General features: G+C 68.0%; 23 protein-coding genes. 9 read left to right on the top strand and 14 right to left on the bottom strand.

The window, feature by feature from the left end; genetic code table 11:
* Nucleotides 1-29: 29 nt before the first annotated feature.
* From K2L43_RS13280 to K2L43_RS13290, 3 genes are all read right to left on the bottom strand, one after another.
* Nucleotides 30-743 carry an ABC transporter ATP-binding protein gene (locus tag K2L43_RS13280; RefSeq protein WP_220637742.1) on the bottom strand — a complete coding sequence of 238 codons (714 nt, stop codon included), beginning with the start codon at nt 741-743 and terminating at the stop codon, nt 30-32.
* A 1-nt stretch (nt 744) separates the two neighbouring features.
* Nucleotides 745-1,515 carry an ABC transporter ATP-binding protein gene (locus K2L43_RS13285; protein WP_103738990.1) on the bottom strand — a complete coding sequence of 257 codons (771 nt, stop codon included), beginning with the start codon at nt 1,513-1,515 and terminating at the stop codon, nt 745-747.
* A gap of 172 nt (nt 1,516-1,687) precedes the next feature.
* The gene (locus K2L43_RS13290) at nt 1,688-2,473 is read right to left on the bottom strand and encodes a TOBE domain-containing protein (protein WP_220637743.1); all 786 of its coding nucleotides are present in this window, start codon (nt 2,471-2,473) and stop codon (nt 1,688-1,690) included.
* Nucleotides 2,474-2,565: 92 nt separating this feature from the next.
* Here K2L43_RS13290 and modA point away from each other — a divergent pair, with 92 nt between their 5' ends.
* The 3 genes from modA to modC all read left to right on the top strand — a co-directional run bounded on the left by modA (nt 2,566) and on the right by modC (nt 5,156).
* Nucleotides 2,566-3,306 carry a molybdate ABC transporter substrate-binding protein gene (gene modA, locus K2L43_RS13295; RefSeq protein ID WP_255580450.1) on the top strand — a complete coding sequence of 247 codons (741 nt, stop codon included), beginning with the start codon at nt 2,566-2,568 and terminating at the stop codon, nt 3,304-3,306.
* A gap of 75 nt (nt 3,307-3,381) precedes the next feature.
* Complete coding sequence (gene modB, locus K2L43_RS13300) at nt 3,382-4,065, top strand: molybdate ABC transporter permease subunit (RefSeq protein ID WP_370632958.1); 684 nt, start codon at nt 3,382-3,384, stop codon at nt 4,063-4,065.
* Nucleotides 4,062-5,156: a molybdenum ABC transporter ATP-binding protein gene (gene modC / locus K2L43_RS13305; RefSeq protein WP_220637745.1), complete on the top strand. Its 1,095-nt coding sequence runs from the start codon at nt 4,062-4,064 to the stop codon at nt 5,154-5,156. Before modB ends, modC begins: the two co-directional genes overlap by 4 nt.
* A 326-nt stretch (nt 5,157-5,482) precedes the next feature.
* On the opposite strand, the gene K2L43_RS13310 is transcribed toward modC, so the two are convergent.
* From K2L43_RS13310 to K2L43_RS13320, 3 genes are read right to left on the bottom strand one after another with little or no spacing between them, the layout of a single operon-like run.
* Entirely contained in the window at nt 5,483-6,307 is an 825-nt protein-coding gene (locus K2L43_RS13310; protein WP_011806251.1) for a substrate-binding domain-containing protein, read from the bottom strand.
* Complete coding sequence (locus tag K2L43_RS13315) at nt 6,304-7,080, bottom strand: phosphate ABC transporter ATP-binding protein (RefSeq protein ID WP_255580451.1); 777 nt, start codon at nt 7,078-7,080, stop codon at nt 6,304-6,306. Before K2L43_RS13315 ends, K2L43_RS13310 begins: the two co-directional genes overlap by 4 nt.
* Nucleotides 7,077-7,814: an ABC transporter permease gene (locus K2L43_RS13320; RefSeq protein ID WP_220637746.1), complete on the bottom strand. Its 738-nt coding sequence runs from the start codon at nt 7,812-7,814 to the stop codon at nt 7,077-7,079. The genes K2L43_RS13315 and K2L43_RS13320 overlap by 4 nt, the downstream gene beginning before the upstream one ends.
* A 50-nt stretch (nt 7,815-7,864) precedes the next feature.
* Here K2L43_RS13320 and K2L43_RS13325 point away from each other — a divergent pair, with 50 nt between their 5' ends.
* Nucleotides 7,865-8,986: a substrate-binding domain-containing protein gene (locus K2L43_RS13325; protein ID WP_172207770.1), complete on the top strand. Its 1,122-nt coding sequence runs from the start codon at nt 7,865-7,867 to the stop codon at nt 8,984-8,986.
* Nucleotides 8,987-9,022: 36 nt separating this feature from the next.
* Here K2L43_RS13325 and K2L43_RS13330 read toward each other — a convergent pair whose 3' ends face one another.
* The 3 genes from K2L43_RS13330 to K2L43_RS13340 all read right to left on the bottom strand — a co-directional run bounded on the left by K2L43_RS13330 (nt 9,023) and on the right by K2L43_RS13340 (nt 12,862).
* Complete coding sequence (locus K2L43_RS13330; protein ID WP_220637747.1) at nt 9,023-11,002, bottom strand: TRAP transporter large permease subunit; 1,980 nt, start codon at nt 11,000-11,002, stop codon at nt 9,023-9,025.
* Entirely contained in the window at nt 10,999-11,619 is a 621-nt protein-coding gene (locus tag K2L43_RS13335; RefSeq protein WP_011806256.1) for a TRAP transporter small permease subunit, read from the bottom strand. Before K2L43_RS13335 ends, K2L43_RS13330 begins: the two co-directional genes overlap by 4 nt.
* A 127-nt stretch (nt 11,620-11,746) precedes the next feature.
* Entirely contained in the window at nt 11,747-12,862 is a 1,116-nt protein-coding gene (locus K2L43_RS13340) for a TRAP transporter substrate-binding protein (protein ID WP_011806257.1), read from the bottom strand.
* Nucleotides 12,863-13,261: 399 nt separating this feature from the next.
* Between K2L43_RS13340 and K2L43_RS13345 the strand changes: the two genes are divergently transcribed.
* The gene (locus tag K2L43_RS13345; protein WP_255580603.1) at nt 13,262-13,951 is read left to right on the top strand and encodes an Ldh family oxidoreductase; all 690 of its coding nucleotides are present in this window, start codon (nt 13,262-13,264) and stop codon (nt 13,949-13,951) included.
* 92 nt (nt 13,952-14,043) lie between these two features.
* On the opposite strand, the gene K2L43_RS13350 is transcribed toward K2L43_RS13345, so the two are convergent.
* Together K2L43_RS13350 and K2L43_RS13355 are read right to left on the bottom strand one after the other, a co-directional pair.
* Nucleotides 14,044-15,261 (bottom strand): multidrug effflux MFS transporter, encoded by a 1,218-nt coding sequence (locus K2L43_RS13350; RefSeq protein WP_220637748.1) that lies wholly within the window; start codon nt 15,259-15,261, stop codon nt 14,044-14,046.
* A 59-nt stretch (nt 15,262-15,320) separates the two neighbouring features.
* Complete coding sequence (locus K2L43_RS13355; protein ID WP_220637749.1) at nt 15,321-16,967, bottom strand: acyl-CoA synthetase; 1,647 nt, start codon at nt 16,965-16,967, stop codon at nt 15,321-15,323.
* A gap of 95 nt (nt 16,968-17,062) precedes the next feature.
* Between K2L43_RS13355 and dnaG the strand changes: the two genes are divergently transcribed.
* The 4 genes from dnaG (at nt 17,063) to K2L43_RS13375 (ending at nt 23,487) form a co-directional block, all read left to right on the top strand.
* Nucleotides 17,063-19,009 (top strand): DNA primase, encoded by a 1,947-nt coding sequence (gene dnaG, locus K2L43_RS13360; RefSeq protein ID WP_220639008.1) that lies wholly within the window; start codon nt 17,063-17,065, stop codon nt 19,007-19,009.
* Nucleotides 19,010-19,294: 285 nt separating this feature from the next.
* Nucleotides 19,295-21,700 carry an RNA polymerase sigma factor RpoD gene (rpoD, locus tag K2L43_RS13365; RefSeq protein ID WP_220637750.1) on the top strand — a complete coding sequence of 802 codons (2,406 nt, stop codon included), beginning with the start codon at nt 19,295-19,297 and terminating at the stop codon, nt 21,698-21,700.
* A gap of 204 nt (nt 21,701-21,904) precedes the next feature.
* Entirely contained in the window at nt 21,905-22,864 is a 960-nt protein-coding gene (locus K2L43_RS13370) for a ketopantoate reductase family protein (RefSeq protein WP_220637751.1), read from the top strand.
* 164 nt (nt 22,865-23,028) lie between these two features.
* Nucleotides 23,029-23,487 carry an isoprenylcysteine carboxylmethyltransferase family protein gene (locus tag K2L43_RS13375; RefSeq protein ID WP_011806264.1) on the top strand — a complete coding sequence of 153 codons (459 nt, stop codon included), beginning with the start codon at nt 23,029-23,031 and terminating at the stop codon, nt 23,485-23,487.
* 44 nt (nt 23,488-23,531) lie between these two features.
* On the opposite strand, the gene K2L43_RS13380 is transcribed toward K2L43_RS13375, so the two are convergent.
* The 3 genes from K2L43_RS13380 to K2L43_RS13390 all read right to left on the bottom strand — a co-directional run bounded on the left by K2L43_RS13380 (nt 23,532) and on the right by K2L43_RS13390 (nt 26,848).
* The gene (locus tag K2L43_RS13380) at nt 23,532-24,533 is read right to left on the bottom strand and encodes a tripartite tricarboxylate transporter substrate binding protein (protein WP_220637752.1); all 1,002 of its coding nucleotides are present in this window, start codon (nt 24,531-24,533) and stop codon (nt 23,532-23,534) included.
* Between the two features lie 96 nt (nt 24,534-24,629).
* Nucleotides 24,630-25,838: a CaiB/BaiF CoA-transferase family protein gene (locus K2L43_RS13385; RefSeq protein WP_220637753.1), complete on the bottom strand. Its 1,209-nt coding sequence runs from the start codon at nt 25,836-25,838 to the stop codon at nt 24,630-24,632.
* 38 nt (nt 25,839-25,876) lie between these two features.
* Complete coding sequence (locus K2L43_RS13390; protein ID WP_220637754.1) at nt 25,877-26,848, bottom strand: hydroxymethylglutaryl-CoA lyase; 972 nt, start codon at nt 26,846-26,848, stop codon at nt 25,877-25,879.
* Nucleotides 26,849-26,927: the final 79 nt, after the last annotated feature.

Raw genomic sequence — 26,927 nt, forward strand, 5'->3', positions numbered from 1 at the left:
GGGTGCGAAACGAATGGGAAAGGGGTCGGTCAGACGCCCAGCAGCTGGTTGAGCACGGGCATCTTGGCCTGCAGCTCGTCGGCGCCGAACTGCAGGGCGATCTGGCCGTGCTCCATGACGTAGAAGCGGTCGGCCAGCGGCGCGGCGAAGCGGAAGTTCTGCTCCACCATCACCACCGTGTAGCCCTTCTCGCGCAGCATGGTGATCATGCGGGCCAGCGCCTGCACGATCACGGGCGCCAGGCCCTCGGAGATTTCGTCGAGCAGCAGCAGCTTGGCGCCGGTGCGCAGGATGCGCGCCACGGCCAGCATCTGCTGCTCGCCGCCCGACAGGCGCGTGCCCTGGCTGTTCCTGCGCTCGGCCAGGTTGGGGAACATGGCATAGATCTCGTCGACCGGCATGCCTTGCGTGCCGGTCTTGAGCACGGGAGGCAGCAGCAGGTTCTCCTCGCACGACAGGCTGGAGAAGATGCCGCGCTCCTCGGGGCAGTAGCCCACGCCCAGGTGCGCGATGCGGTGCGTGGGCATGTTGATGGTTTCCACGCCGTTGATCTTGACCGAGCCCTTGCGTGCGCCGGTCAGGCCCATGATGGCGCGCAGCGTGGACGTGCGCCCCGCGCCGTTACGCCCGAGCAGGGTGACCACCTCGCCGGGCTGCACGACCATGTCCACGCCGTGCAGCACGTGCGACTCGCCGTACCAGGCTTCGAGGTTCTTGATTTCCAGTGCGGGGGTGCCGGCCATTTCAGTGCGCTCCCTGCAGTTGGCCGTCGGTCGTGCCCATGTACGCTTCCATGACTTGTGGATTCTTCGAGACTTCTTCGTAGGGCCCTTCGGCCAGGACGGCGCCGCGCTGCAGCACCGTGATGCGGTCGGCGATGGTCGCGATGACCTTCATGTTGTGCTCCACCATGAGGATGGTGCGGCCGGCCGACACCTTTTTGATGAGCTGCGTGACGCGGTCCACGTCCTCGTGGCCCATGCCCTGCGTGGGCTCGTCGAGCAGCATGAGCTCGGGCTCCATGGCCAGCGTGGTGGCGATCTCCAGCGCGCGCTTGCGGCCATAGGGCAGGTTGACGGTGACCTCGTCGGCCAGCTCCTGCAGGCCCACCTCGGTCAGCAGTTCGATGGCGCGGTCGTTGAGCTGGCCGAGGCTGCGCTCGCTGCGCCAGAAGTGGTAGCTGGTGCCCAGCTTGCGCTGCAGGCCCAGGCGCACGTTCTCCATCAGCGTGAGGTGCGGGAACACCGCCGAGATCTGGAACGAGCGAATCACGCCGCGCCGCGCGATCTGCGCAGGCTGCTCACGGGTGATGTCGTTGCCGTTGAAATGAATGGTGCCCGAGGTGGGCTCCAGGAACTTGGTCAGCAGGTTGAAGCAGGTGGTCTTGCCTGCGCCGTTGGGGCCGATCAGTGCGTGGATGGAACCACGGCGCACGCTCAGGCTCACGTCGCTGACCGCGGTGAAGCCCTTGAATTCCTTGGTGAGGCGAGAAGTTTTCAGTATGACGTCGCTCATTGCCACCAGACCCTTACCGCACAAGGTGTGCGACACAGTCCGACTCCGTGTTTATGTTGCATCGCATCCTAAGGGGACACACCTTGCGACATAACTGGGACAAATGCCTATGTAGCAACACCTACGTAACAACACGTCATCACCCCGTCATACGCGGGGTTGTGCGGGACATTCATGCGCCCTCAAACGCCAGGACGATAGCCGACTCATCCGCCGCCATTACGACGCGCGAGCGCACGCGCAGACGCGATTGCGGCGCCGCAAATCCGACCATCTGCACGCCCGCATCCAGTTGCGCAGACACCTCGTCGCCCAGCTCGCCACGTGACACGCGCGTGGCCCGCGCAGGCCAGTGATTGGCACCGGGCGCCGCTGGCGCGACGGCTGCCGGCAGCACGCGCACCGCAGTGGCCTTGCACAGGGCCTGTACGGGCACGCCGGGGCGCAGGCCCAGCAGCTCGGCGCTCTCGCGGGTGATGCGCGAATACACCGCCAGGCCGTCGGCCGACGCAGCCAGTTCACCCGCACCGCGCAAGTGCACGCGCACGATCTGCCCGCTGGCATGCATCCCCTGAACGATGCAAGGCCATTGGTTGCGCATGCTGGTGCGCAAGGCCAGGCGCGCGGCAACCGCCTGCGCCACCTCGCTGCCATCGAGCCGCTGCAGCACCACGGTGCGCGCCTGCTGCATGGCATCGGCCGCTGCCAGCAGCTGATCGCCGGCGGCGGTAAGCCGCGCGCCGCCGCCGCCCACGCCGCCCACCACGCGCTCCACCAGCGGCGCGCCGGCCAGGTTGGTGAGCGTGTCCAGCGCCTGCCACGCGGCCTTGTAGCTCACGCCCACGGCGCGCGCGGCCTGAGAGATGGAGCCGCCCTGCCCGATCTGGCGCAGGATGTCGATGCGCTTGTCGGCCATGTCGTGGCGCAAGGCATCCAGAAAGGAGGGATGTTGGTGCATGCCTGCATCATGCCGCCCGCCACAGGGCGCTGGCTATACTGCCCGCTATTCATCAATGGAATAGCGAGGTGGTGCTGATGGCGGTTTCATCGATGGGCAAAGCCCTTGCAGGCGTAGTGCTGCTGGCGGCCTCGGCGGCCCACGGCGCAGAGGTATCGGTGGCCGTGGCGGCCAACTTTGCCGCGCCCATGCAACAGATTGCCATGCAGTTTCAGCGCGACACGGGCCACAAGGCCGTGCTGTCGTTTGGCGCCACGGGCAAGTTTTATGCGCAGATCGCCAACGGTGCGCCGTTTGGCGTGCTGCTGGCAGGCGACGACGCCACGCCCGAAAAGATCGCCCGCGAAGGCCTGGGCAATGGCGCCACGCGCTTCACCTACGCCATCGGCCGGCTGGTGCTGTGGAGCAAACAGGCCGGCTACGTGGATGCCGAGGGCAAGGTACTGCAGCAAAGCGACTGGCGGCACATCGCCGTCGCCAACCCCAAGCTGGCCCCTTACGGCCTGGCGGCCGTGCAGACGTTGGACAAGCTGGGCCTTACGGCGCAGGTGCAGCCGCGTATGGTCACCGGCGAGAACATCGGCCAGACCTACCAGTTCGCCGCGTCGGGCAATGCACAGCTGGGCTTTGTGGCGCTGTCGCAAGTCATGGAAGGCGGCCGGCTGCGCGAGGGCTCGGCCTGGGTGGTGCCCGCCAGCATGCACGCGCCCATCCGCCAGGACGCCATCGTGCTAAAGCCCGGCCAGGGCAACGCCGCCGCCGCTGCGCTGATGGACTACCTGCGCGGCGACAAGGTGCGCGCCATCATTCAGTCTTACGGCTATTCTTTTTGAAGCAGCTTGCGCCCATCCGACAAGGGTTAGAGCCGTTTTTCCCTTAAACCCAAGCAACCCTTTAGTCCAGCAGCAATGCACCTTCTGCCACTGTCCCCCGAAGACTGGGCCGCCATCTGGCTCACGCTGAAGCTGGCCGGCACCACCACCGTGCTGCTGCTGGTGCTGTGCACGCCGCTGGCCTGGTGGCTGGCGCACACACCATCGCGCTGGCGCGGCCCGGTGGGCGCCGTGGTGGCGCTGCCGCTGGTGCTGCCGCCGACAGTGATTGGCTTTTACCTGCTGGTCAGCATGGGGCCGGGCGGCGCCATCGGGCAACTGACCGAGACGCTGGGCCTGGGGCGGCTGCCGTTCACCTTCCCGGGGCTGGTGGTCGGCTCCCTGGTGTATTCACTGCCATTTGCCGTGCAGCCCCTGCAACGGGCGTTCGAGACGCTGGGGCGCAGGCCGCTGGAAGTCGCTGCCACCCTGGGCGCCAGCCCGCTGGACCGGTTCTTCACCGTCGCTCTGCCCTTGGCGCTGCCAGGCTTTGTCACCGCGGCCATCCTGAGCTTTGCCCACACGGTGGGCGAATTTGGCGTGGTGCTCATGCTGGGCGGCAACATCCCCGGCGTGACGCGTGTGGTGTCGGTGCAAATCTATGACCATGTGGAGGCCATGCAATACGCCCAGGCGCACTGGCTGGCGGGCGGCATGGTGGCGTTCTCATTCATCGTGCTGATGCTGCTGCACTGGCTGCAGCCCAAGGGGGCGCGATGACACCAGCGCCAGGCATTCAAGGCATTCAGGCCCAACTGATGTTGCAGCGCCCTGACTTCACGCTGGACGTGCACCTGCAGCTGCCGGGCCACGGCGTAACGGCGCTGTTCGGCCCTTCGGGTTGCGGCAAGACCACCTGCCTGCGCGCGCTGGCCGGGCTGGAGCGCGCACGCGGCAGCGTGCAGGTCAACGGCCAGGCCTGGCAGGACGACGCCACGCGCCAATGGTTGCCCACGCACCGGCGCGCGCTGGGCTACGTGTTTCAAGAAGCCAGCCTGTTTGCGCACCTGGACGTGCGCAGCAACATGGAATACGGCCTGCGCCGCCAGCCCCCGGCGCGCCGCCGCGTATCGCTGGAGCAAGCCGTAGAGCTACTGGGCCTGGGCGCGCTGCTGCAACGCATGCCCCACACCCTGTCGGGCGGCGAGCGCCAGCGCGTGGCCATCGCCCGCGCCCTGGCCACCAGCCCCCGCGTACTGCTGATGGACGAACCCCTGGCCGCGCTGGACGCGGCGCGCAAGGCCGAGGTCATGCCCTACCTTGAGCGCCTGCAGCGCAGCCTGGACATTCCCGTGATCTATGTCAGCCACTCGCCCGACGAAGTGGCCCGGCTGGCATCGCACATGGTGCTGCTGCAGGCCGGCCGCGTGACCGCCCAGGGCCCCACGGCCGAGCTGATGGCGCGCCTGGATCTGCCCCTGGCGCACGGCGACGCGGCCGCCGCACTGGTGCAAGGCCGTGTGCTGGCGCACGACGCGCGCGACCAGCTACTCACAGTGGCCATAGCCGGCGGTCAAATCCAGCTGGCCAGCGGCCGCCCCCGCGCCGTGGGCGAGACCGTGCGCCTGCGCATGCTGGCGCGCGACGTGAGCCTGGCGCGCACCCGCGCAGCGGACAGCAGCATCCTGAACCTGCTGCCCGCGCGCATCACGCAACTGGCGGGCGACGGCCCCGGCCAGGTGCTGGTGGCGCTGGACGTGGCGGGCACCACGCTGCTGGCGCGCATCACGCTGCGCTCCTGCCGCACGCTGGCGCTAGTCGTGGGCGATGAGGTGTTTGCGCAGGTCAAGGGTGTAGCTCTGGTGGATTGAGGCGGTTGCGCCGTCAATGCGGCAACCTGCTTCGTGCGACCCGGGGGTTAATGGGGGTCAGATTCCAATTAAATTGGAGTTGATTGGTCAAAAGTGGCTGCAGCGCTTGTGGGATGAGCGCGGGTAGCTATTGTTTTTGATGTTGTTGGCCGGGCGCATATCCCGGCCAGCGACATGAAAACACCCCACATCGACTCAAAAACAATAGCTACTCACGCCCACAGAGCAAGCGCCAAAGCCACTTTCAGACCCAAAAGCCAAAAAAGAATTGGAATCTAACCCCCATTAACCCGCAGTAACGCCCGCAAACCAAAGCGCGGCCTTACTCACTGGTTGGCATTCGGGAAGAACAGCTGCTCGCCGTTGATCTTGTAGCTGGCAATGACGTTCTGGCCGGCGGGCGAGATCACCCAGTCCACAAACTTTTGCGCCTCGGCCTGCTTGACGTGGGGATGCTTGGCGGGGTTCACCACCATCACGCCATACTGATTGAACAGGCGCTTGTCGCCCTCCACCAGCACCGCCAGGTTGTCGCGGTTCTTGAAGTTGAGCCAGGTGCCGCGGTCCGATAGCACGTATGCGCCGCTGGACGCCGCGATGTTCAGCGCCGGGCCCATGCCGCAGCCGCACTCTTTGTAGCCGTTGCCCTTGACGCCGTCGGTGGCGATCTTCCAGTAGCGCAGCTCGGCGGCGTGGGTGCCGCTCTTGTCGCCGCGCGAGACAAACTCGGCATTGACCGTGGCAACCTTCTTGAGTGCGGCGGCGATGTCGTTGCCCTTGGTGGCGGCCGGGTCGCCCTTGCCGCCCACGAGGATGAAGTCGTTGTACATGACCGGGTAGCGCTTCACGCCCCAGCCGTCAGCCACAAACTTTTCTTCGGCCACCTGGTCATGCACGAACAGCACGTCGGCGTCGCCGCGGCGCGCCATGTCCAGCGCCTGGCCGGTGCCCACGGCCACCACCTTCACGTCGATGCCGGTGGCCTGCTTGAAGGCCGGCAGTAGGTGGGTGAACAGGCCCGATTGCTCGGTGGAGGTGGTCGATGCCAGGGTGATGGCCTGCGCCGCAGCGCTGCCATACGCTACCAAAGCAATAGCTGCTACCGCAGTCTGTGTAAGCGCTAGAGGCCAAAAACGCTTGTGATTTTTCATGCTATTTCTCCTTTGACGAACAGACGGGCGGCCTCCGGCAGGGGGCCGTTGAAAAAGTCGTGCACCGGCAGATCGGCCAGGATGCGGCCGTGCTCCAGGTAAATGACGCGACTGGCCAGGCGTTTGACCTGGCCCAGGTTGTGGCTGCTGAACAGCATGGTCAGCGGCTGCTGCGGGCCGGCGCTGCCGTAGCTGGCGGCAAAGTCGGCCATCAGGGCCTCGATCTCGCGCTTGGCGTGCGGGTCCAGGCTGGCGGTGGGCTCGTCCAGCAGCAGCACGTCGGGCCGCAGTGCCCAAGCGCGCGCAAAGGCCAGGCGCTGCTGCTGCCCGCCCGACAAGGTGCGCGCGTTCTGTCGGGCAATGGCCTGCAATTCCACGCGCTGCAGTGCGGCGGCCGCCTGCGCACGCGCCTCTTGCCATCGCACGCGGCGCAGCCACAGGCCCAGCGCCACGTTGTTCAGCGCGCTGGTGCGCAGCACGAAGGGCCGCTGGAACACCATGGCCACGCGCGGCGCGCCATCGCTGCGCAGCTGCCCCGCGCTGGGGCGCACCAGGCCGTGCAGCGTGCGCAGCAGCGTGCTTTTGCCGCTGCCGTTGGCGCCCACCAAGGCCACGCGCTCGCCGGGCAGCACGCGCAGGTTGACACCGGCCAGCGCCTGCACCGCGCCGTAGCGCACGGTCAGGTCGCGCAGCGCAAACAGCGGCGGATCGATAACGGACGCGCCTTCAGGGCTTTGCGCCTGGCGCAAGGCAGGCGACGGCAGCGCGCTCATGCGGCCACCCCGGCCAGGCCGCCCACGGCGGCACCATCCACGCGTTCACGCCAGCGGCGCAGCAGCGCAATGCCCACGTTGAGCAACAACACGACGCCCAGCAGCACGAGGCCCAGCGCCAGCGCCAGCGGCAGGTCGCCCTTGCTGGTCTCCAGCGCGATGGCGGTGGTCATGACGCGCGTGAAGCCGTCGATGTTGCCGCCCACGATCATCACCGCGCCCACCTCCGAGATGGCGCGGCCGAATGCGGCGATCAGCACCGTGAGCAGCGCATAGCGCTCGTCCCAGGCCACCAACAGGGCACGCAACAGGGTGCCGGCGCCCAGCGAGCGCAACTGCTCGCCATGCAGGCGGTCCACGTCCTCGACCACCTGGCGCGTAAGCGCGGTGACCACGGGCAACACCAGCAGCGCCTGCGCCAGCACCATCGCCTTGAAAGAAAACAGCCAGCCCAGGCTGCCCAGCGGGCCGGTGCGCGACAGCAGCAGGTACACGCCCAGGCCCACCACCACCGAGGGCACGGCCAGCAGGGTATTGAGCACCGCGAGCACCGCGTCGCGCCCGGCAAAGCGCGCCACGCCCAGCCATGCCCCCAGCACCACGCCCGCGCCGCAGGCGAGCAGGCAGGCCGTGGCACTCACGGCGAGCGAACGCACGACGATGGTCCACAAGGCGGCATCGGCGGAGGTGATGAGGTGCAGCGCCGTGGCGACGCTCTGGGTCATTGTGGACATGGGTTGGGCTATCGTATGCAGCAATCCAATACCCGGCGATATGAAAACTTGTGCATAGGATCCAACTCCACTACACGCTCGACCGCGACGCGGACGACGCGCTGATCCGCAATCCCCTGCTCGACATGCTGCAGGCCGTGGCGCAGCAGGGCTCCATCTCGGGCGCGGCGCGCGCGCTGGACCTGTCGTACCGCCACGTGTGGGGCGCACTCAAGCGCTGGGAAGAACAACTGGGCAGCGAGCTCATCGTCTGGGGCAAGGGCCAGTCCGCCCAGCTCAGCGAATTCGGCACCAAGCTGCTGTGGGCCGAGCGCCAGGCGCAGGCGCGGCTCGCGCCGCAGATCGAGGCGCTGCGCGCCGATCTGGAGCGCGCGTTTGCCGTGGCGTTCGACGAACATGCCCACGTGCTCACGCTGTATGCCAGCCACGACGATGCGCTGTCCGTGCTGCGTGCGTTCGCCACCGCGCCCGCCCACGCGGGCCAGGGCGGCGCGCTGCATCTGGACATCCGCTTCACCGGCAGCGTGGACGCGATCCGCGCACTCAACGAAGGGCGGTGCACCATCGCCGGCTTTCACACGCTGGAGGAGCCGGGCATGGATACCCTGGCCGCGCAGACCTACCGCCCGCTGCTGCAGCCGGGGTTGCACAAGGTGATCGGCTTCGCGCGCCGCGCGCAGGGCCTGATCGTGGCGCGCGGCAACCCGCTGGGCCTGACCTCGCTGGCGGACGTGGCGCGCACGGGCGCGCGCTTCGTCAACCGCCCGCTGGGCACGGGCACGCGGGTGCTGCTGACCGACCTGCTCGCGCAGGCGGGCCTGGAACCCGCAGAGATCGAGGGCTACGACCGCGATGAGCCCTCGCACGCCGCGCTGGCGCAGGCCATCGCCGCTGGCAGTGCCGACGTGGGCATGGGCATCGAGCTGGCGGCGCGTGCGCGCGGGCTGGACTTCGTGCCGCTGGTGTACGAGCGCTACCACCTGGCCTGCCTGAAGTCCTCACTGGAGCAGCCGGCCACGCGCGCGCTGCGCGAACTGCTGCAGACCCCTGCCTGGCAACGGCGCATGGCTGCCATGCCCGGCTATGCACCCATGCACTGCGGCGAAGTGCTGGCCATGAGCCGCGTGCTGCCGTGGTGGAACTTCACGCGCCGCAGGGCCGCGGCGCGTTGACGCCATGAGGCGGGGACCGCAGTCCCCGGCCCGGCATCACTTGTAGAGCAGTTGCGGCAGCCACAGACCGATCTGCGGCCACACATACAGCAGCACGATCGCCAGCACCTGGATGCCCATGAACGGCAGCATGCCCAGGAAGATCTGGTTGAGCGTCACATGCGGCGGCGCCACGCCCTTCAGGTAGAACGCCGACATGGCCACGGGCGGCGACAGGAAGGCGGTCTGCAGGTTCAGCGCCACCAGCAGGCCGAAGAACAGCGGGTCCACGCCGAAGTGGCTCAGCAGCGGAATGAAGATGGGCATGAAGATCACGATGATCTCCGTCCACTCCAGCGGCCAGCCCAGCAGGAAGATCACCACCTGCGACAGCACCATGAACTCGATCTTGCTCAGGTTCATGGAGAGCACCCACTGCTCGATGAGCTCCTGCCCCCCCAGCAGCGCGAAGGCCGCGGAGAAGATGGCCGAGCCCACGAACAGCCAGCACACCATGGCCGAGGTCTTGGCCGTGAGGTACACCGACTCGCGCACCACATCCATGCTCAGACGCTTGTAGGCCGCGGCCAGCACGAAGCCGCCGAACGCCCCCATGGCCGCCGCCTCGGTCGGCGTCGCCAGACCGAACACGATGGAGCCCAGCACGGCCATGATCAGTGTCAGCAGCGGGAAGAACGAGCCCAGCAGCATCTTGAAGATTTCCAGCCGCGCGAAGCTCAGGAACAGATAGAAGAGCGCGGTGGCCGCACCCAGCACGCCAAACATGACCCACCACCAGGTGGGCGCGGGTTGCGTGGCGGCCTGGGGCGTGGCACCTGCGGTGGAGCCGGGTGGCTCCCCCACTGCAGATTGGGCAGATTGGGCGGATGGGGCGGACTGCGCGGGCTCGGCGCCGGGGGGCTCGGCCAGCGCACCACTGTCCGCGCCCGGAGGCTCCTGCAGGCCCGTGGATTCCTGCGGCGGTTCTTGCAGACCGCCCTCCACCGGCGGCTCCTGCAAGCCAAACTCCGACGCCACCCGGGACGAGTTGTCGTTGAAGCCGATGGGTTGGATGCTGTACGCCTCCTCCACCGACACCGTGGTGACCGCACGCCAGCTGCTGGTGGCCAGCAGTACGAACAGCAGCCCCGGCATCACCACCAGTGCCAGTTGCCGCAGCACATAGGCCGTGGGTACCTGCGCATTGCGCTTGCCCTTGAGGGCATCCAGCAAGCGCACGGGGGCATATTGCTGCGTCTCGGCGGGCAGCGCGGCGGTCATGGCCGGCAGCACCACCTGCCGCTCCTCGGCCGACAGCGGCGGCGCCCAGGCCGGCTTGAGCTTGGCCATCAGGATCACGTACATCACATACAGGCCCGCCAGCATGATGCCGGGGAAGAAGGCGCCCGCGTACAGCTGCACCACCGATACGCCCGCCGTGGCGCCATACAGGATCAGCAGCACCGACGGCGGAATCAGGATGCCCAGGCAGCCGCCCGCCGTGATCGCGCCGGCCGACATGGGCGTGCTGTAGCCCGCGCGCAGCATGGCCGGCAGCGCCAGCAGGCCCATCAGCGTGACCACCGCGCCCACGATGCCCGTGGCGGTGGCGAAGATGGCGCAGGTGATCAGCGTGGCCACGGCCAGCGAACCCGGCACGCGCGCCATGGCCAGATGCAGGCTCTTGAAAAGCTTTTCGATCAGGTTGGCCCGCTCGACCAGGTAGCCCATGAACACGAACAACGGAATGGCGATGAGCACGTCGTTGGCCATGCTCTTGTAAGCCGCCTGCACCATCAGGTCCAGCGTGCGCGTGATGTCGCGGTCGTACGCCAGCCAGGTGAAGATCATGCCCATGCCCATGAGCGTGAACGCGGTGGGAAAACCCAGCATGATGGCCACCACCACCAGCGACAGCATCAGCAAGCCCAGGTGGCCGCGCGTGATCGTCTCCACGCCCAGCAGCATCCCGACGGCGCCGGCCACCACCAGCGCCATGATGGCAAAGCCGAACCACAGTTCCTTGCGCATCTTCATGGCTTGCCCCCCTGTGCGGCGGATGCGGGAGCCGGCACCTGCAGGTCGCTGTCGTTCACGTGCACCATCTCCTTGAGCTTCTCGACGTCCACCTCTTCCACGTCCTCGCCGCGCCGGGGCCACGCGCCCTGGCGCAGGCAGATCACGCAGCGCGCGATCTCCGCCAGCCCCTGCAGCAGCAGCACGGCGCCCGCCAGGGGAATCACGAACTTGAAGGGGTACAGCGGCAGCGGCGTGGCGGAGAACGTCTGCTCGCGGATGGCCAGCGATTCCTGCGCATAGGTCCAGCCGGCCCAGGTCATGGCCAGCACACCCGGCAGGAAGAACAGGATGTAGAGCAGCAGGTCCAGCCCGGCCTGCACGCGCGGGCTGAAGAATCCGTACAGCACGTCGCCGCGCACGTGGCCGTTCTTGGCCAGGGTGTAGGCGCCCGCCAGCATGAACATGGTGCCGTACAGCATGATCTGTGCGTCCAGCACCCAGGCATGGGGGTTGTTCAGCGCGTAGCGCGAGAAGACCTCCCAGCAGATCAGGGCCGTCAGGCCCACGACGGCCCAGGCCGCCGCCTTGCCGATGAAGGTGGACACGGCATCGATGCCGAGTAAGAGTTTTTGCATGGCTGGAAGAGAACGCTGCGGCCCCGCGGGGCAATGAACGGATACACGCTGGCCCGGGCGGCACCGCCTGCGCGCGCCCCCGGCCCTCGTCAGAATGAAAGGCAGGCCCGCCGGGCCTGCCGCGGCATCAGCTCTTGCGCTGCGCGAAGTAGTGGTTCCAGGCCATCTTGAAGTCGACGTCGGTGTCGTTCTTCCAGCGGCCGCTCCTCTGCGCAAAGGTGCGCATGGAGTCCATCACCTTCTTGAACATGGCGTTCTCTTCGGCTTTCTTGGCCGTGACCTTGTCCCAGGCGGCCAACTGCGCGCGCAGGATGGCGTCCGGCGTCTTGTAGAACTTCACCCCCTGCTTGGATTGCATCTCGGCGTAGTCCTTGGCGTAGCGGTCGGCGGCCTTCCAGCTCATGTCGGCGCTGGCGGCCTGCACGGCGTAGTCGATGACCGCCTTCAGCTCCGACGACAGCGCGTCGTACTTGCTCTTGTTGAACAGCACTTCGAACTGCTCGCTGGACTGGTGGAAGCTGTGCAGCATGCAGTTCTTGGCCACGTCGGGAAAGCCCAGCACGCGGTCGCTGGAGGCGTTGTTGAACTCGGCTGCATCCAGCAGGCCGCGGTCCAGCGCGGGCACGATCTCGCCGCCGGGCAGCGGGTTCACGGCCACACCCATCTCCGTGAACACGTCCACGGCCAACCCCACGGTGCGGAACTTCAGGCCCTTGAGGTCTTCCACGCGTGCCACCGGCTTCTTGAACCAGCCCAGCGGCTGCGTGGGCATGGGGCCGTAGAGCTTGGAGACCACGTCCAGGTTCAGGCTCTTGTAGATCTCGTCGAGCAGCTCCTTACCGCCGCCGTAGTAATGCCACGCGAGCACACCGTTGGCATCCAGGCCAAAGGCCGGGCCCGAGCCCCACAGCGCCACGGCCTGGTTCTTGCCGTACCAGTAGGCCACCACGCCGTGGCCACCGTCCAGCGTGCCCTTGGCCACGGCATCCAGCAACTGGAAGGCCGGCACCACGGCACCCGCGGGCAACACCTCGATCTTCAGGCGGCTGCCCGCCATGTCGTTGATCTTCTTGGCCAGGTCTCCCGCGAACTCGTGAAAGATATCCTTGGCGGGCCAGGTGCTCTGGAATCGGAACACCGTGGTCTGGGCCGTGCTGATCATGGGCACGGACATGGCTCCCGCGGCAACCGCAGCACCCTTGAGTAGGTTTCGGCGGCCTGGGGTCTTGGTCTGCTCTGTCATCTACTTCACTCCTTGATTGGGATGCCTGGACAATCCAGACCCGCATCTTTGGCGGGTTGCAAACGCACGCCAAAGAGGGTTTACGCGAAGCATCGCGCACCCCACCACGGCGTTCCGCCGCTTTTTGCGCAGTGCACACCTGCGCAGCTCCAGCGCACCGCACCTGTGCAATGCCGTGCATATCTGGCGCAGGACGCTACGAATTGCGAAGCATGGTGGTGGGGTATGGCCCTGCAATTACTGCGGCGCAGCACGCAGGACCCACTCGGCATTTAGCGGCATGCGCACCACACGCGCCCCAGCGGGGCGGATCATGCGAAGATTGAAGCAAAAACACCGTTAACCCCATAGTGGGAGAGCGCGAGAAGCTATGCTTTTGGAAGCAAAGCGCCCCTGCAAATCCGCAACTCGCACCACTTTGCGGCGCTGTGGCCCGACGTGGAGCCGCTGGCTGACGACGGGTTGGTGGCGCTGGCGCTCGTCAACAGCATGGCCTGCGTGGTGCCCAGTGGAGGCACCACGGCGCTCTTCGGCACCAACCCCATTGCCTTTGCCGCGCCCCGCGCGGGCCATGAGCCGCTGGTGTTCGACCTGGCCACCAGCGCCATCGCCCACGGCGACGTGCAGATCGCCGCGCGCGAGGGCCGCCTGCTGCCCGACGGCCACGGCGTGGACCGCCACGGCCAGCCCACGAACGACCCGCGCGCCATCCTGGACGGCGGCGCGCTGCTGCCTTTCGGCGGCGTGCACAGCAGCTACAAGGGCTCGGCCCTGTCGATGATGGTGGAGCTGCTCGCGGCCGCGCTCACGGGTGGCAACTTCTCGTTCGAGTTCGATTGGAGCGGCCACCCCGGCGCACAGACGCCCTGGACGGGCGAGCTGATCATCGCCATCGACCCGGCCAAGAGCGCGGGCCGCAGCTTTGCGCAGCGTTGCGAAGACCTGGTGCAGGCCATGGCGGCCGCGGGCCAGACGCGCCAGCCCGGCGAGCGCCGCTACCGCCAGCGCGCACGGTCGCTGAAGGACGGCGTACCGCTGCCTGCCACCACCTGGGCCGAGCTGCAGCGCCTCGCCGACGGGCCAATTTAGAAAATTGAGTCAAATGGGCCTGCAGCGCCCAGTCAACGTGCGCCAACAGCTATTAAAACAATAGCGTTCAGGGTTCACTCCGGGAACCCCGTCTACTCGCCGCGCACCCGCTCGCCGCGCACCCGCTTCTCGCGCCGCAGCGCGAACTGCAGACACCCCTGCCCCACCAGCGCCGCGCCCAGCAGCACGCAGGACGAGGCCAGCGCCGGGTTGGAGCCCCAGCCCACCAGCAGGGTGAACAGCGCGCCCAGCGCCATCTGCGCAAAACCGTACAACCCGGCAGCCGCGCCGACGTGGCGCGCATCCACCGTCAGCACCTTGGACAGCGCCGCCGGGCTGGCCATGCCGGCACCCAGCACGAACAGCAGCATCAGCCCCACGGTGGCTTCCAGCGTCAGATGGCCCAGCAGCTCCAGCGCCAGAAAGACCAGCGCGCAGGCCACACTCACCGCGTTGCCCCACACCAGCAGCCGGCCCAGCCGCATGCTCAGTGCCAGGCGCCGCGTGAGCGCATTGCCGATCGCCATGCCCACCATCACCACGCCCAGGGCAATGCCCACGTCGCGCAGCGGGTGCCCCAACTGCTCGGTGATGATGAACGGCGCCGCCGCGATGAAGGCATACACCGCCGTGGTCGCGCAACCACCGCCCACCGCATAGGCCACGAAGGTGGGCGAGCGCAAGAGCGCGGCGTAGGCGCGTGCCAGCCGACCCGGGCTCACACGGCCCGTGGGCGTACCCGTTTCGGGCACCTTGCGCCAGGAAAGCAGCAGCGTCGCCACACCGGCCAAGGCCAGTGCCACGAACACCGCCCGCCAGCCGCCCAGCGCCACCAGGCCCGAACCCGCCAGCGGCGCCATGCCGGGGCCGACCATCATCATCAAGTTGAGCAGTGCCAGGGCGCGCACGGCCTCCACCGGGCCATTGGTGTCGCGCACCATGGCGCGCCCCAGCGCCAGCCCGGCGCAGCCGCCCAGCGCCTGGATGAACCGCGCAGCGATCAGGGCCGGTGCGGTCGGCGCCAGCATGGCGGCGATGCTGCCCGCCGCGTACAGCGCCAGCCCGCCCAGCAGCAGGGGACGCCGTCCCAACGCATCGGACAAGGGGCCGTAGACCAGCTGCCCGAGCGCCAGCCCGACGATGTAGATGCTGATCGTGGCTTGCACCGCCGCGGGCCCCACGCCGAGCGCGCGCGCCGCGTCCGGCAACGCGGGCACGAACATGTGCATGGCCAGGGTGCCGCTCAGGGTGATGAGCACCAGCAGCCACAGCGGGGGTGCGCCGGCAGAAGGCGAAGGGGACGCGCGCATCGCGGAAGGTTAGCAGCCAGGCCGTGGCGCTGGCCGCCGCCGCCGGCCCTCGGCGGACGTCAGACGTCGATGGCCGCGGCCGATCCCGCCTGCTTGCGCAGCTCGAACTTCTGGATCTTGCCGGTGCTGGTCTTGGGCAACTCGCCGAACACCACGGCACGCGGCACCTTGAAGCCCGCCAGGTGCTTCTTGCAGTGCGCCACGATGTCCTCGGGCGTGGCCTGCGCGCCCGCCTTCAGCTCCACGAAGGCACAGGGCGTCTCACCCCACTTGGGGTCGGGCTTGGCGACCACGGCGGCGGCCAGCACGTCGGGGTGGCGGTAGAGCACGTCCTCGACCTCGATGGAGGAGATGTTCTCGCCGCCCGAGATGATGATGTCCTTGCTGCGGTCCTTGATCTTGATGTAGCCGTCGGGGTACTGCACCGCCAGGTCACCACTGTGGAACCAGCCGCCACGGAAGGCCTCCTCGGTGGCCTTGGGGTTCTTCAGGTAACCCTTCATGGCGATGTTGCCGCGGAACATGATCTCGCCCATGGTCTCGCCGTCGTGCGGCACGGGCTCCATGGTGTCTGGGTTGAGCACCATGGCCGCGCGTTGCAGGTGGTAGCGCACGCCCTGGCGGGCATTGAGGCGCGCACGCTCGCCGATGTCCAGCGCGTCCCAGGCCGCGTGCTTGGCGCAGACGGTGGCCGGGCCATACACCTCCGTGAGGCCGTACACATGGGTCAGGTCGAACCCCATCTGCTCCATGCCCTCGATCATCGAGGCCGGCGGCGCTGCCCCGGCCACCATGGCCTTCACGCCCGCGGGAACGCCCTCCTTCATCGCCGCTGGCGCGTTGACCAGCAGGCCATGCACGATGGGCGCGCCGCAGTAGTGTGTGACGCCGTGGTTGCGGATGGCGTCGAAGATGGCCTGCGCCTCGACCCGGCGCAGGCACACATTGACGCCCGCGCGCGCCGCCACCGTCCAGGGAAAGCACCAGCCGTTGCAGTGGAACATGGGCAGCGTCCAGAGGTAGACGGCATGCTTGGGCATGTCCCACTCCAGCACGTTGCTGACGGCATTGGTGTGCGCGCCGCGGTGGTGGTAGACCACGCCCTTGGGGTTGCCCGTGGTGCCCGAGGTGTAGTTGAGTGCGATGGCGTCCCACTCGTCGCCGGGCAGTTCCCAGGCGAACTGCGCGTCACCCTGGGCCAGGAAGTCCTCGTACGTCAGCGTGCCCAGGCGCTGCGCGGCCGGGCCGTAGAAGGCGTCTTCCACGTCGATGAGCAGCAGCGGCGCCTGCGACTGGCGCAGCGCCAGCGCCTTGGCCATCACGGGGGCGAATTCGGGGTCCACGATCACCGCCTTGGCCTCGCCGTGGTCCAGCATGAAGGCGATGGTCTCCGGGTCCAGCCGGGTATTCAGCGCATTGAGCACCGCACCCGCCATGGGCACGCCGAAATGCGCCTCCACCATCGGCGGGGTGTTGGGCAGCATCACGGCCACGGTGTCGTTCTTGCCGATGCCCGCGCGGCGCAGGCTGCTGGCCAGGCGGCGGCAGCGCGCGTAGGTCTGCCCCCAGGTCTGGCGCAGCTCGCCATGCACGATAGCCAGGCGGTCGGGGTAAACCTCGGCCGTGCGTTCGATGAAGGACAGGGGCGACAGCGGCGCATGGTTGGCTTCGGTGCGCGGCAGATTCTGGTCGTACATGCTGGTCACGTGCGGGGCTCCTTTGTTTCTTGTTCAGGCCGGGAATGCAAGACCCGTTCATTAGAGCAAAGCCAGCTGGCGGCGGGCTGATGGAAAATACCCCGGTGTCCATCCCCCAGTCGTTCATCCAGGAGTTGCTTGCGCGCGTTGACGTCGTCGATGTGGTCGGCCGCTATGTGCAGCTCAAGAAGAGCGGCGCCAACTTCATGGGCCTGTGCCCCTTCCACGGGGAAAAATCGCCCTCATTCAGCGTCAGCCCGTCCAAGCAGTTCTTCCACTGCTTTGGCTGTGGCAAGAACGGCAATGCGATCGGGTTTCTCATGGACCACGCGGGCATGGGCTTTCGCGAGGCCGTGCAGGACCTGGCCCAGCAGATCGGTATGCAGGTGCCCGACGACGAGAACACCTCGCCCCAGGACCGCGAACGCGCCGCCGCCCAGCGCCAGAAGCAGGCCACGCTGACCGACGTGCTGGAGAAGGCCGGCGACGCCTGGCGACGCCACCTGCGCGAGTCACCGCGCGCCGTCCAGTATTTCAAGGGCCGGGGCGTATCAGGCCAGGTGGCCAAGCGCTACGGCCTGGGCTACGCGCCGGAGGGCTGGCGGGGCCTGGCCAGCGTGTTCCCCGAGTACGACAGCCCGCTGCTGGAGGAAAGCGGCCTGGTGATCGTGAACGAGGAAGACGGCAAGCGCTACGACCGCTTCCGCGACCGCGTGATGTTCCCCATTCGCAACGTCAAGGGCGAGTGCATCGGCTTTGGCGGGCGCGTGCTGGGCGACGACAAGCCCAAGTACCTCAACTCCCCCGAAACCCCGGTGTTCCACAAGGGCCGCGAGCTCTACGGCCTGTACGAGGCGCGCAACGCCATCCGCGAACACGGCTACGCCCTGGTTACCGAAGGCTACATGGACGTGGTGGCGCTGGCGCAACTGGGCTTTCCCAATGCCGTGGCCACGCTGGGCACGGCATGTACGCCCGAGCATGTGCACAAGCTGTTCCGCTTCACCGACACGGTGGTGTTCAGCTTCGACGGCGACGCCGCCGGGCGGCGCGCGGCGCGCAAGGCGCTGGACGGCGCCCTGCCTTACGCCAGCGACACGCGCAGCATCAAGTTCCTGTTCCTGCCGCCCGAGCACGACCCCGACAGCTTCATCCGCGCCCACGGCCCCGAGGCGTTCGCGCGCCACGTGGGCGACGCCATGCCGCTGTCGCGCTTCCTGCTCGAATCCGCGCGGGAGGGCTGCGATCTCGGCACGGCCGAGGGCCGCGCCCACATGCTGGCCAACGCCCGCCCGCTCTGGAGCCAGCTGCCCGACGGCGCCCTCAAGCGCCAGATGCTGGCCGAGCTGGGCGAACTGGGCCAGTTGCCCGCGCCGGATCTGGCCCAGCTCTGGGCGCAGGAGAGCCCGCGCTCCGGCTCCGCCGCGCACCCGCCCGCGCACGACGGCGCCCCCTTCGGCGACGAGCCGCCCTGGGGGCAGGAACCGCCGGGCATGGAATACGGCAGCCCCGCCGGTGGCGAGCCCGCACGCCGCTGGCGCAAGGGCGGCGAATGGAAGGGCGGGCGCTGGCGCCGCGAAGAGCAGCGCCCCCCACAGCCGCCGCTGCCGCGCCGCCCCCTCACGGGGCGCGCCGACCATGCCGCGCGCCTGCTGCTGTCGCACATGGAATTCCTCGAAGAGCTGTCGCACGAAGATCACACGCTGCTGTGCGACCAGCCCGCGCCGCACGGCGCGCTGTTCGTCTGGCTGGAAGGGCAATTGCACGAGCACGGACCCCAGTCCTGGGCGGTGCTGCGCGAGGCCTTGGCAGGCCATGACTGCCAGGCTCTGGCCGAGCGGGTGATGACTGGCTCCCACGCCCAGACCGAGGGGGACGAGACCGAGTTGCGCGCCGAACTGCGTGGCTTGCTCAACCGCATGCTCATCGAAGCCATCAAGCTGCAGCAGAACGCCCTGATCGCCGCGGCCTCGCAGGACCCGGCGGCCATCGAGCGCTACCGGCAATTGCAGGAGCGCCGCCGCGCGCTGGAAGATGGGCTTACAAAATGACCTCGGGGGCTTGACAAAGCCCCTTGAATTTTGCTGCGCCGGTATAATGTACGGTTTGTCGGCAAGAGCGACAGCAGCACCTCCGGACCAGGCAACCGTGACAAACGCGCACCACCGCCTTCCCCCACCGCAAGGACTGCACACCAAATGTTCGCCCAGACATCTTGCCCCTGAGGATTTGCCCCTCGAACCGCGAAGGCCCCTGCCTTCGCCGTGCCTGCCCGCGCCGGGTTCCTTGGCGCTTGTGTTTTCTTTGTGTGTCCGTTTTTGACCCTGAGGTTGTCCATGCCCGTTCAAAAGTCCGCGAAGTCGCCCAAGTCTGCCTCTGGCACCCCCGCGAAGGCCGCTTCCAAAGCCGCAACCACTGTGAAAGCCGCCGCCAAGGCGCCCGCGAAAGCCGCCCCTGTCAAGGCCGCTGCCGCCGCGCCCAAGGCTGCGCCGAAAGTCAAGACTGTGTCCACGCCGAAAACTGCTGCCGAGCTGAAAAAAGCCGCTGATGAACTGTTGAAGAAGAAGCCCGCGCGCGCCAAGGCGGCTGCTGCCGAGCCCGAAGTCGCCGAAGAGGCGCCCAAGAAGAAGCCCGGCCGCCCCGCCAAGGCCGCCGGCACCACCGCTGCCGCCAAGGCCCCTGCCAAGCGCGGCCGCAAGCCCAAGGCCAAGGAAGAAGGCCTGGAGGACGACGCCGACCTGTCCGACATCGAGTCCGACCTCGAAGGCGAGCCCGAAGCCGAGGTGGTTGAGGCCGCCGAAGCCGCCCCGGTCGAGAAGGCCAAGCCCCTGCGCATGAAGATCAGCAAGGCCAAGGAACGCGCCTTGATGAAGGAGTTCGGCCTGGACGAGACCGTGCTGTCCGAAGAGGACATGGCCAAGCGCCGCTCGCAGCTCAAGAAGCTGATCACGCTGGGCAAGACGCGCGGCTACCTCACGCAGGTGGAAATCTCCGACCACCTGCCCGACAAGCTGGTGGACGCCGAAACCATGGAAGTCGTGGTCGCCATGCTGGGCGACATGGGCGTGGCCGTGTACGAGCAAACGCCCGACGCGGAAACCCTGTTCCAGAACAACGTGACCCCCACGGCCACCACCGTGGAGGAGGCCGAGGAAGAAGCCGAGGCCGCCCTGTCCACCGTGGACTCGGAATTCGGCCGCACCACCGACCCCGTGCGCATGTACATGCGCGAGATGGGTACGGTGGAGCTGCTCACGCGCGAAGGTGAGATCGAGATCGCCAAGCGCATCGAGGGCGGCCTGATGGACATGATGGAGGCCATCAGCGCCTCGCCCGCCACCATCGCCGAGATCCTCAACATGGGTGAGGAAATCCGCGAGGGCAAGGTCGTCATCTCCACCGTGGTGGACGGCTTCTCCAATCCCAACGAGGCCGACGACTACGTGGCCGAGGAAGATTTCGACGAGTTCGACGAGGAAGACGACGACGACGGCAAGGGCGGCTCCAAGGCGCTGACCAAGAAGCTGGAAGAGCTCAAGAACGAGGCCCTGCGCCGCTTCGACACGCTGCGCGCGCTGTTCGAGAAGATGCACAAGATCTACGACAAGGACGGCTATGGCGGTCCCGCGTACATGAAGGTGCAGCACGAGATCTCGGCAGAGCTGATGACCATCCGTTTCACGGCCAAGACCATCGAGAAGCTGTGCGACATGGTGCGCGCCCAGGTGGACGACGTGCGCAAGATGGAGCGCGAGCTGCGCCGCATCATCGTGGACAAGTGCGGTATGCCCCAGGAGACCTTCATCAAGGACTTCCCGGCCAACCTGCTGAACCTGCAGTGGGTCGAGAAGCAGGCCGCCGCCGGCAAGCCCTGGAGCGCCGTGATGCAGCGCAACATCCCGCCGATCCAGGAACTGCAGCAAAAGCTGATGGACCTGCAGGCGCGCGTGGTGGTGCCGCTGTCCGAGCTCAAGGAGATCAACAAGCGCATGAACGCGGGTGAAGCCAGCTCGCGCGACGCCAAGAAGGAGATGATCGAGGCCAACCTGCGCCTGGTGATCTCGATCGCCAAGAAGTACACCAACCGCGGCCTGCAGTTCCTGGATCTGATCCAGGAGGGCAACATCGGCCTGATGAAGGCGGTGGACAAGTTCGAATACCGCCGCGGCTACAAGTTCTCGACCTACGCCACGTGGTGGATCCGCCAGGCGATCACACGATCCATCGCGGATCAAGCTCGAACCATCCGCATCCCGGTGCACATGATCGAGACCATCAACAAGATGAACCGCATCAGCCGCCAGCACCTGCAGGAGTTCGGCTTCGAGCCCGATGCGTCCATCCTGGCCGCGAAGATGGAGATCCCCGAGGACAAGATCCGCAAGATCATGAAGATCGCCAAGGAGCCGATCTCGATGGAAACCCCCATCGGCGACGACGACGACAGCCACCTGGGCGACTTCATCGAGGACAGCAACAACACCGCACCCGTGGACGCCGCCATGCAGGCCGGCCTGCGCGACGTGGTGAAGGACATCCTCGACGGCCTGACCCCGCGCGAAGCCAAGGTGCTGCGCATGCGCTTCGGCATCGAAATGTCCACCGACCACACGCTGGAAGAAGTGGGCAAGCAGTTCGACGTGACGCGCGAGCGCATCCGCCAGATCGAGGCCAAGGCGCTGCGCAAGCTCAAGCACCCGAGCCGCTCGGACAAGCTGCGCAGCTTCATCGACTCGCTGTAAGCCACGCATCTTCCGCGCACACCTCGCGCTGCCAACGCCCCCGCCGCTCGGCCGGGGCGTTTTTTATTGCGCGTCAGGATTTCAAGCCAAATCAGCCTTTCACGCTTATGCAGCAGGCGCTAGCAGCTATATTTTTGATAGCAAAACATGGAACGCCCGATCGGTGGACAATGGCCGTCCCGTCCTTCCTGAAAGCTGCCCGCCATGCCTCTGAACACCCCTTCGCACACCGGCCGCCTGCGCTTCGCCGTGATGGGCGCAGGCGCGGTAGGCTCCTACTTTGGCGCCCTGCTGGCGCGTGCGGGCCACGCGGTCACGCTCATCGGCCGCCCGGACCACGTGCAGGCGATCCAGGCCCACGGCCTGCGACTGCAAACCGCCACGCAGGACACCCATGTGCCACTGGAGGCCAGTACCGATGCCAGCGCCGTGCGTGGCGCCGACGTGGTGCTGCTGTGCGTGAAGTCCACCGACACCGAGGCAGCGGCGCGCCAGATGCAGCCCTACCTGGCACCGGGCGCGCTGGTGCTCACGCTGCAAAACGGCGTGGACAACGACGAGCGCGCCCGCGCCGTGCTGGGCGCGGCGCACCCCGTGGCGGCCGCCGTGGTGTATGTGGCCACAGCCATGGCCGGGCCTGGGCACGTGCGTCACTTCGGGCGGGGTGAGCTGGTGATCGGCCCGTCGCCCGCCAGCGCGCGCGTGGCGCGGGAGCTGTGCGACGCGGGCATCCCCGCCGAGGTGTCGGACAACGTGCGCAGCGCCCTGTGGGCCAAGCTGGTCATCAACTGCGCCTACAACGCGCTGTCGGCCATCGTGCAGCAGCCCTACGGCTGGGTGGTGCAGCAGGACGGCGCGACCGATGTGATCGCCGACGTCGTGGCCGAATGCCTGGCCGTGGCGCAGGCGGACGGGGTGCACCTTCCCGCAGACATCCACGCGACCGTGCGCGGCATCGCGCAGAGCATGGCGGGCCAACGGTCCTCCACCGCGCAGGACCTGGCACGGGGCCGCCCCACCGAGATCGGCCACCTGAATGGCTACGTGGTGCAGCGCGGCGCCGCGCTGGGTGTCGCCACGCCGGTCAACCGCGCGCTGCTGGTGCTGGTACGCATGGCCGAGGCCAGTGTCGTGCATGGCCCCCAGGACCATCAAAAAACATAGCTGCCAGCGCTTGATAGGTAAGCGCTGGAGGCCAAAAACATCCTGAATCGCCACAACGCAGACGCGTCGCACCGCGGGCTGGGCGCCGCCTCGGGACCGGCCTACACTGGCTGCGCGTGCACCCTCCACCTTTTCCGCCGCCGGGCGTCCGGCGGCCCACACCCATGCACTGGCTTGAACACAAGATCCCTCCGCCGCTCGTCGCCGCCCTTGCCGGCGTGGCGATGTGGTTCACCGCGCAGGCCAGCGGCGGCGTGACGGACAGCGCGCCGCGCACCGCGGCGGCCGTCCTGCTCGCGCTGGTGGGCCTGGCGTTCGACGTGGCCGGCCTGCACGCGTTTCGGCGCGCGCGCACCACCGTCAACCCGCTGCGGCCGGGCGGTGCTTCGGCGCTGGTGGTGGGCGGCGTGTACCGCGTCACGCGCAACCCGATGTACGTGGGCCTCGCCCTCCTGCTGCTCGCATGGACGGTGTACCTGGGTGCGCCGCTGGCGCTGCTGGGCGTGGCGGCGTTCGTGGCCTACATCACACGCTTTCAGATCATTCCGGAAGAGCGGGTGCTGGCGCAGAAGTTCGGGCCGGAGTTTGGCGCCTATCGATCCAGGGTACGCAGGTGGCTGTAGCGCTTATCCAGCAAGCGCTGACAGCTCCTTGAACGATAGCGAAGTTAGTCCATCTTCACGCTGGCGCTCTTCACCACCTGCCCCATGCGCGCCAGTTCGCTGCGAAAGAACGCGGCCGAAACATCGGGCGGCGTGAGCTTGATCTCGTAGCCCTGCGCCACCAGCGCGTCGCGCGCCTCGGGCATGGCCAGCGCGGCCTTGAAGCCGTGGAACAGCCGCGCCACGTCCGCCGGGGGCACGCCGGCAGGCGCCACGGCGGCGATCCAGCCCTCCAGTTCATAGCGCGGCAGGCCCTGTTCGGCGAGGGTGGGCACGCCGGGCAGCGAGGGGACGCGGGCGGCCGTGGTCACGCCCAGCGCGCGCAGGCTGCCGGACTTGATGTGCGCGGCCGCCGGCGCCACGGCCACCACGCCCAGCTGCACCTGCCCGCCCAGGATGTCATTCATCAGCGGGCCCATGCCGCGGTAGGGGATGTGCTTGATGTCCAGCTGCGCCTGGTCCACGAACATGGCCGCGCCCAGGTGCAGGATGGTGCCGTTGCCCGATGAGCCGTAGTTGAGCACCCCGGGCTTGGCCTTGGCGAGCGCGATGAGTTCGCGCGCGTTCCGGGCCTGCACCGAGGGATGGGCGACGAGCACGAAGGGCGTGGCGCCGATCACGGTGATGGGCGTGATGTCCTCGATGGCATCGAAAGGCGCCGATGGGTACACATGCGGGTTCACCACGTGGTTGTTGGACACCAGGCCGATCACCGAGCCGTCCTTGGGCGCGCGCACGAGCTGCGTGGTGCCCGTGATGCCGCCCGCGCCGGGTAGGTTCTCGATCACCACCGCCTGGCCCAGCGCCCTGGACAGGCTGGCCTGAATGGCGCGGATGGCACCGTCCGCGCCCGAGCCGGCCGACAGCGGCAGGATCACGCGCAGCGGCCGGTCGGCCGCACCGGGGCCCTGCGCATGCGCCAGCGCGGGCGCACAGAGGGCAGCACTCCAGGCCAGCGCCTGGCGGCGCGTGAGGCGGCGGGGTGCGGGGAATGCATCAAGGGGCATGGGTGTCTCCGGTGGTTTTTATAGGGGTCTCAGAAAGCGCGGACTCAGGGATTGGCGGGCCACGCATGCACAAGGCCGTGGCCCGATTGATACCCCTCAGGCCACGGCTGCGGACGCGCGCAGCGCGACCACCTGCTCGGCCGTGTAGCCCAGGCCTGCCAGCAGATCCTGCGTGTGCTGGCCGAGCCGCGGTGGGTCCAGGCGCACGCCCATGCGCTGGCCGTCCAGGCGCAGCGGCATGAGCGTGGTGCGTGCGGTGCCGCCCGCGCGCTCCCCGTCGGGCAGGGTGATCTCGGCCAGGCCGCCCGTGGCGTTGAGGTGCGGGTCGTCAAACAATTGCTCGGGCCGCAGGATGGGTGCGAACGGCAGGCCATGGCGCTCGAAGACCGCCGCCAGTGCATCGGCCGTGTGGGCGGCCAGGCGCTGGCGCAGCTCGGGCAACAGCGTGGGCCGCGCGCGCACGCGGTCGTTGTTGGTGGCATAGCGCGGGTCGGCCTTGAGGTCGGCATAGCCCATGGCGTCGCAGAAGGTCTGCCACTGCGCGTCGCTCACCGCGGCCAGGAAGATCTGGCCGCCGTCCTTGACGCTGAACACGTCGTACACCGCCCAGGACGAGATGCGGTCGGGCATGGGCGCGGCGGGCTGGCCGGTGACGGCGTACTGCATCATGTGCTGGCCGACCAGGAACACGTTGTTCTCGAACAGCGCCGAGTCCACCTCCTGGCCGCGCCCGGTCTGCTGGCGCTGCATGAGCGCCGCCATGGCGCCGATGGCGCCGAACATGCCGCCCATGATGTCGTTCACGCTGCTGCCGGCGCGCAGCGGGTCGCCCGGGCGGCCGGTCATGTAGGCCAGCCCCCCCATCATCTGCACCACCTCGTCCAGCGCCGTGCGGTGCTCGTAAGGGCCGGGCAGGAAACCCGTGTGGTTCACATACACCAGGCGCTCGTTCAGGCGCGACAGGGCCGCATAGTCCAGGCCGTACTTGGCCATCACGCCGGGCTTGAAGTTCTGCGCCACCACGTCGGCCGACGAGGCCAGGCGGATGGCCACCTCCAGTCCCGCGGGGCTGCGCAGATCGATGGCGATGCTCTTCTTGTTGCGGTTGAACATGGGAAAGAAGCCCGCGCCCGCGCCCAGCAGGTGGCGTGTGCGGTCGCCATCCACGGGCTCGACCTTGATGACCTCGGCGCCCAGGTCGGCCAGCACCATGCCGCAGGTGGGGCCCATGACCATGTGGGTGAACTCCACCACGCGCAGGCCCTCCAGGGGCAGCCGGGGAGAAGAGGAAGCGTTGGAATTCATGGTGTCCCAAAGAAGAAGCTAAAAACAGGCGCGCCCGCTCAGGCAGGCTGCGCCAGGGTGGAAACAGAAGCGCCCGTGTGGCGCGGCAGACCGGCCTGCCACAGCGTGCCATGCAGTGTCTCGCCCACGAGCCAGCCCTGCACGCGCTGGCGCAGTGCGAGCAGCGCGGCCACGTCGAGCCCCGTGAACAGCCCCATGCGCTCCAGCATGAAAGCCAGGTCTTCGGTGGTCACGTTGCCGCTGGCGCCGGGCGCATGCGGGCAGCCGCCAATGCCGGCCAGGCAGGCGTCGAAGCGCGTGATGCCCGCCTGCCAGGCCGCGTAGCAGTTGGCCAGCCCCATGCCGCGCGTGTCATGGAAATGCGCGGCGGCCAGGCGGTCGCCCACCAGCGCGCGCGCTTTCTCGAAGAGGCGCTGCACGCCGGCCGGATCGGCATAGCCCACGGTGTCGGCCAGGCTCACGCGGTCGGCGCCGGCATCCAGCAGCGCCTGCAGCAGGCGCAGCACCTCGTCCTCGGCCACGTCGCCCTGGAGCGTGCAGCCAAAGGCCGTGCCCACGCCGCCCTCGATGCGCGTCACGCTGCCCGCTGCATCGCGGGTGGCGCGGATGCGGGCCACCTCCGCCACCACCTCGTCGGGCGTCTTGCGCAGGTTGGCCAGGCTGTGCGCATGGCTGGCCGACAGCGGCACGATCATCCAGTGCGCACCCGCGTCGATGGCGCGCTCGGCCCCCTTGAGGTTGGGCACCAGCACCGAGGCCACCACCCCCGGCAGCGTGAGCGCATGCGCGAGCACCTCGGCGGTGTCGGCCAGTTGCGGCAGCAGGCGCGCGGGCACGAAGGAGCCGACCTCGATCTCGCGCTGGCCTGCGGCGTAGGCGGCGTCCAGCCACGCGATCTTGTGTGCTGTCGGCAGCGTGGTGGCGATGCTCTGCAGGCCATCGCGCAGGCCCACCTCGCGCACGGTGGCGTGGCCGGGACACGGGTCGCAGAGGGTGGGTAGCGAAGCCATGGAATTGCCTGGAGGGTTGATGTGCGTCAGTGCCGTTGTGGATTTTAAAAATTCCAGCACACTACGAAACCTCAATTTA

This window comes from Diaphorobacter sp. MNS-0 (genome assembly GCF_019602835.1).
Taxonomy (GTDB): domain Bacteria; phylum Pseudomonadota; class Gammaproteobacteria; order Burkholderiales; family Burkholderiaceae_C; genus Diaphorobacter; species Diaphorobacter nitroreducens.

Bases quoted from the DNA above. Each gene is read 5' to 3' on its own strand.
- modC (WP_220637745.1), top strand. From the start codon at position 4,062: ATGACACCAGCGCCAGGCATTCAAGGCATTCAGGCCCAACTGATGTTG.
- modA (WP_255580450.1), top strand. From the start codon at position 2,566: ATGGGCAAAGCCCTTGCAGGCGTAGTGCTGCTGGCGGCCTCGGCGGCC.
- modB (WP_370632958.1), top strand. From the start codon at position 3,382: ATGCACCTTCTGCCACTGTCCCCCGAAGACTGGGCCGCCATCTGGCTC.
- K2L43_RS13340 (WP_011806257.1), bottom strand. From the start codon at position 12,862: ATGACAGAGCAGACCAAGACCCCAGGCCGCCGAAACCTACTCAAGGGT.
- K2L43_RS13375 (WP_011806264.1), top strand. From the start codon at position 23,029: ATGCACTGGCTTGAACACAAGATCCCTCCGCCGCTCGTCGCCGCCCTT.
- K2L43_RS13310 (WP_011806251.1), bottom strand. From the start codon at position 6,307: ATGAAAAATCACAAGCGTTTTTGGCCTCTAGCGCTTACACAGACTGCG.
- K2L43_RS13370 (WP_220637751.1), top strand. From the start codon at position 21,905: ATGCCTCTGAACACCCCTTCGCACACCGGCCGCCTGCGCTTCGCCGTG.
- K2L43_RS13380 (WP_220637752.1), bottom strand. From the start codon at position 24,533: ATGCCCCTTGATGCATTCCCCGCACCCCGCCGCCTCACGCGCCGCCAG.
- K2L43_RS13320 (WP_220637746.1), bottom strand. From the start codon at position 7,814: ATGTCCACAATGACCCAGAGCGTCGCCACGGCGCTGCACCTCATCACC.
- rpoD (WP_220637750.1), top strand. From the start codon at position 19,295: ATGCCCGTTCAAAAGTCCGCGAAGTCGCCCAAGTCTGCCTCTGGCACC.
- K2L43_RS13335 (WP_011806256.1), bottom strand. From the start codon at position 11,619: ATGCAAAAACTCTTACTCGGCATCGATGCCGTGTCCACCTTCATCGGC.
- K2L43_RS13385 (WP_220637753.1), bottom strand. From the start codon at position 25,838: ATGAATTCCAACGCTTCCTCTTCTCCCCGGCTGCCCCTGGAGGGCCTG.
- K2L43_RS13285 (WP_103738990.1), bottom strand. From the start codon at position 1,515: ATGAGCGACGTCATACTGAAAACTTCTCGCCTCACCAAGGAATTCAAG.
- K2L43_RS13280 (WP_220637742.1), bottom strand. From the start codon at position 743: ATGGCCGGCACCCCCGCACTGGAAATCAAGAACCTCGAAGCCTGGTAC.
- K2L43_RS13330 (WP_220637747.1), bottom strand. From the start codon at position 11,002: ATGAAGATGCGCAAGGAACTGTGGTTCGGCTTTGCCATCATGGCGCTG.
- K2L43_RS13290 (WP_220637743.1), bottom strand. From the start codon at position 2,473: ATGCACCAACATCCCTCCTTTCTGGATGCCTTGCGCCACGACATGGCC.
- K2L43_RS13315 (WP_255580451.1), bottom strand. From the start codon at position 7,080: ATGAGCGCGCTGCCGTCGCCTGCCTTGCGCCAGGCGCAAAGCCCTGAA.
- K2L43_RS13350 (WP_220637748.1), bottom strand. From the start codon at position 15,261: ATGCGCGCGTCCCCTTCGCCTTCTGCCGGCGCACCCCCGCTGTGGCTG.
- K2L43_RS13390 (WP_220637754.1), bottom strand. From the start codon at position 26,848: ATGGCTTCGCTACCCACCCTCTGCGACCCGTGTCCCGGCCACGCCACC.